The following is a 4,042-nucleotide window of genomic DNA, read 5'->3' as shown; positions in this document are numbered from 1 at the left end:
CGGCGCCTGGATCGTGGTGGTCGCGATGCCGCTGATCTGGCTGCTGATGCGCGGCATTCAGCGGCACTACCACTCGGTGGCCGTCGAACTGACCCCGCCGGATGACTACAAGGTCACCATGCCCAGCAACAATCACGCGATCGTGCTGGTCTCGAAGCTGCACATGCCCGCGCTGCGCGCCATCGGCTACGCCCGGGCCACCCGGCCGAGCCGGCTGGAGGCGGTGACCGTCGACCTGGACACCGCGGAAACCGAGGCGCTGCGCCGGGATTGGGAACAACGGGACATTCCGATTCCGTTGACCGTAATCGCCTCGCCGTATCGGGAGATCACCAAACCGATCGTCGACTACGTCAAGCGACTGCGCACGGAGAACCCGAACGATATCGTGACCGTTTACATCCCCGAGTACGTACTCGGACACTGGTGGGAGCAACTGCTGCACAACCAGTCCGCGCTGCGGCTGAAGGGCAGACTGCTCTTCCAGCGCCGGGTTGTGGTGGCCAGCGTGCCTTACCAGCTGCGTTCGGCCGTCGGGGACCAGAACAGCCCGCAGCAGCCACAGCAGACCCGGAATCAGACGCCCGCGCCGAAGACCCCTTCGGCGAGCAGCTGAGCCAGGAAGGAGCCCGCGAGGATGCGAGCGCTCGACGGCACGGAAACAGATGCGGCCGAAGCCACCGGCGGCCGCGGCGATACGCAGCGCCCCGACGGCGGTTCCAGCGGCGGGCGGTCACAGCGCGGCCAGGGCTCGAAGCTGCGGCGGATGTTCTCCCGGCTGGCGGCGGACCCTGACGAGTTGCAGGCGGACGAGCTTCAGGCCGAGATCCAGGCCTCCGCGGAGGCGATGCCGATCGGCCGCTGCCAGGACCGCGAGCAGGTCTGCCTAGTCGGCACGCTGCGGACGGTCACCTTCCGCCCGCACGCCGGCGTGCCCGCGCTGGAGGCCGAGCTGTGGGACGGCACCGGCACGGTCAGCGTGGTCTGGCTCGGGCGGCGGCAGATCCCCGGCATCAGCCCCGGCCGCACCATCAAGCTGCGCGGCCGGATCACCACGCTGCGCGGTAATCGGGCGATCTACAACCCGATCTACGAGCTGCGGGCCTCCGCCTCGGACTGATCGGCTGCACGCTGGCCGAACAGCGCGCCCGCAAGGGCGGCGAGTGTTTGAAAAGCGCTAGTAATCGCCGCCGCGTCGTATGAATGCCGCGAACGCGGCGGACGCGGCGGCGATCCTGAGCTTCACTGGCGCCATGCCGACACCCCGGCCGGTCGCCGCCGACTCCCCTTCCGGCGGCGCCCTGCCTCCGAACGAGACGGCGCTGCCGAACGCCGTCTCGGTCGAGCACGCCGCCGAAGCCACTGGCATCCGCGCCGGCAGTGCATTCCATGGCGGGCAGGCGGTGCCGATCCTGCCGAGCGGCGACCTGGAGCGTGCCCTCGCCTGCTACGGATACCTCGGTTTCACGCTGCTGGGCCGCACCGCCGACTATCTGCGCCTGGCCCTCGGGCCGGTCGAGCTGCACCTCTATCTGGACTGCGAGCTCGATCCGCTGCGAAACAGCGCGGGCTGCTACCTGCGCGTCCCGGACCCGGCCGGGCTGCGCGCGACGTGGGACGACGACGGGGTGAACTGCCTGGATCTGCCGGGCACGGCCGCCTACGGGGCGAGCCTGTTCGCCGTGATCGACTCGGACGGCAACACGCTGCGCATCGGGCCCCTGCGTCAAAGCGGCGAACACTCAGGGTAGCTTCCCGCGCCTGTCCCACCGCGCACGGCAACAAAACGATTGCCGCGCGCTAAAGGTATGTGTTCGCTGCTCGCTCGATAACCGAACCGGCCCTTCCAGCGGATATAGTGCGATCAGTGCGTCGCGGCCGGGAACCCCCGCTGTGGCGACATCTCAGAACACTGGGATTGCTGTCCCGGCACGCCGGGGTTCGGCTGGAGGTCCGCCTTGGCAGTGGTGCCAGACCCGCGGCTGGCGCGGCTACTCGCCGCTATGCGGGCGGTACGGGACGGTGATCTCGGCGCGCGCGCCGTGGTCACCGGAGATGATGAGCTCGCGGAGCTGGGCGAGCTGTTCAACCAGCTGGCTGAGCACAACCAGGCCCTGGTCGAACAGATCACCGGCGCCTCCGGCGCCGCGGCCCTGCAACGATTGGCCGCGGCGGCCGCCGCCGCAACGTCATCAGGGTCCGCCGCACCAGCGTCCGCGGCGGTCGCCTCCGCAGCAGGCATCGCGACCGGAGCTTCCGCGGCCGCCGCGAGTGACGCGCACGCGGCCAAGCAGCTCGCCCAGATCGAGCAGGCCAGGCTCGAGCTCAATGAGCACGCCCGGCAGCTGGCCGTCGCCTCGCGGGCCAAGGCCGAGTTCATGGCCAACATCTCGCACGAGCTGCGCACTCCGCTCAGCAGCCTGCTGATTCTGGCCCAGCTGCTCGCCGCCAACTCCGAGGGCAACCTGACCGCGCGCCAGGTGGACTTCGCCCGCACCATCCACGGCGCGGCCCAGGATCTGCTCCAGCTGATCAACGATCTCTTCGACCTGGCCAACGTGGAAAGCGGCCGGATGGCTGTGCACACCGACCGGATCTCGGTCGAGACGCTGGTCACCCGCGCCGAGGCGGAGGCGAGGCAGCAGGCCGCGGAAAAGGGCCTGGAGCTGGTCGTGCAGGTGGCCGAGGACGTTCCGGAGACCGTCGACTCCGACGAGCAGCGGCTCCACCAGATCCTGCGTAACCTGCTTTCCAATTCGGTGAAGTTCACCGAGCACGGCACGATCATGCTGGAGGTCACCCGCGATCCGCAGGATCCCGCGCTGCTGCGGTTCGCGGTGCACGACACCGGAATCGGCATCGCACCGGACCTGCACGAGGTCATCTTCGAGGCGTTCCAGCACGGCGACAGCCTGACCGGGCGGCGCTTCGGCGGCTCCGGGCTCGGCCTGTCGATCAGCCGCGAACTGACCCGGCTGCTCGGTGGCGAACTGCGGGTAACCAGCGCTCCCGGTCAGGGCAGCACCTTCACCCTCACCGTGCCGATCGAATCGGGCACCTCGGCCCGCGAGAAGGCCCAGACGCCTGCTCCGACCCGTTCGCGCGGACAGTCCGTCGCCAGCCAGAACGCCACCACGATCGAAAGCGCGGCAGCGAGCTCCGTCAGCGCGCCAAGTTCGGCCACCTCATCTGGCATTCCTGCGGCCGCCGACGACGATTCGGCCGAGTACCGCGGCCTCGGCGCCAAGGGCACGCAGTCGACCGCGGTGGTCCTCGTCGTAGAGCCGCGCGCGGCGCGGGCGATGCAGAACGCGGCCCGGACCGCGATCGACGGTCTCGGCGGGATGCGCGGCCGCGTCGACCTGCTCACCATGGCAGAGGTCACCGCGCGTGACGTGGAGCGGGCGCTGACCAGCCAGGAGGTCATCAGCATCCTGGTGAACCTCAGCACCCCGCCCGACGCGGTCCAAACCCTCCTGGCGGCGGTGGCCAGGCTCGATCCCACAGTCCCGGTGCTGGCCTATGAGGCGGGCGCGGGCAGCAGCACGATTGCTCGGCTGTCGGCGTTGGGCAGTGTGCGCGTGCTCGAAGTCATCGGCTCTCGCGCGCAGGCCATCGAGCGGCTCACGCTGCATCTGCTCACCGCGCTGCCCAACACGACGGCCGAACTGTCGCTGGCCGCCGAGCCGCCGCAGTCTTCGGTCCGGTTCAACGGAGAGAAGGTGCTCGTCGTCGATGACGACGTGCGCAACGTCTTCGCACTGGCCAGCGCGCTGGAGCTGCACGGCCTTTCCGTGGTGCACGCCGACAACGGCCGCCAAGGCATCGAGACACTGCTGCAGCACCCTGACATCAAGCTCGTGCTGATGGACGTCATGATGCCGGGCATGGACGGCTACGCGGCCACCGAGTACATCCGCAGCCTTGACCGGTTCGCCGAGCTCCCGATCATCGCGGTGACCGCCAAGGCGATGCGCGGGGACCGGGAACGCAGCCTCGCCGCCGGCGCGAACGAGCACGTGGCCAAGCCGGTCGAGGTGGA

General features: G+C 69.6%; 3 protein-coding genes and 1 pseudogene. All 4 read left to right on the top strand.

All coding sequences use genetic code 11. The features are described from left to right. Positions 1-616: pseudogene (locus VN779_RS22295) on the top strand (DNA-binding protein); the annotation flags it as partial. 150 nt (positions 617-766) lie between these two features. Further along, positions 767-1,120 carry an OB-fold nucleic acid binding domain-containing protein gene (locus tag VN779_RS22290; RefSeq protein ID WP_349260893.1) on the top strand — a complete coding sequence of 118 codons (354 nt, stop codon included), beginning with the start codon at positions 767-769 and terminating at the stop codon, positions 1,118-1,120. A gap of 79 nt (positions 1,121-1,199) precedes the next feature. Beyond that, positions 1,200-1,751, top strand: coding sequence for a hypothetical protein (locus tag VN779_RS22285; RefSeq protein WP_325726503.1), 552 nt, complete (start codon positions 1,200-1,202; stop codon positions 1,749-1,751). A gap of 213 nt (positions 1,752-1,964) precedes the next feature. Beyond that, positions 1,965-4,042 (top strand): ATP-binding protein (locus VN779_RS22280; RefSeq protein ID WP_325726507.1); only part of this gene is annotated, 2,078 nt, incomplete at its 3' end.

This window comes from Actinocrinis sp. (genome assembly GCF_035605935.1).
GTDB lineage: Bacteria > Actinomycetota > Actinomycetes > Streptomycetales > Catenulisporaceae > Actinocrinis.
Note: the sequence above shows the minus strand (reverse complement) of the source record. Positions and strands in the feature narration are given on the sequence as shown.

What these genes read in the sequence shown, in the direction of transcription:
- VN779_RS22290 (WP_349260893.1), top strand. Translation starts at nt 767, where the DNA reads ATGTTCTCCCGGCTGGCGGCGGACCCTGACGAGTTGCAGGCGGACGAG.
- VN779_RS22285 (WP_325726503.1), top strand. Translation starts at nt 1,200, where the DNA reads ATGAATGCCGCGAACGCGGCGGACGCGGCGGCGATCCTGAGCTTCACT.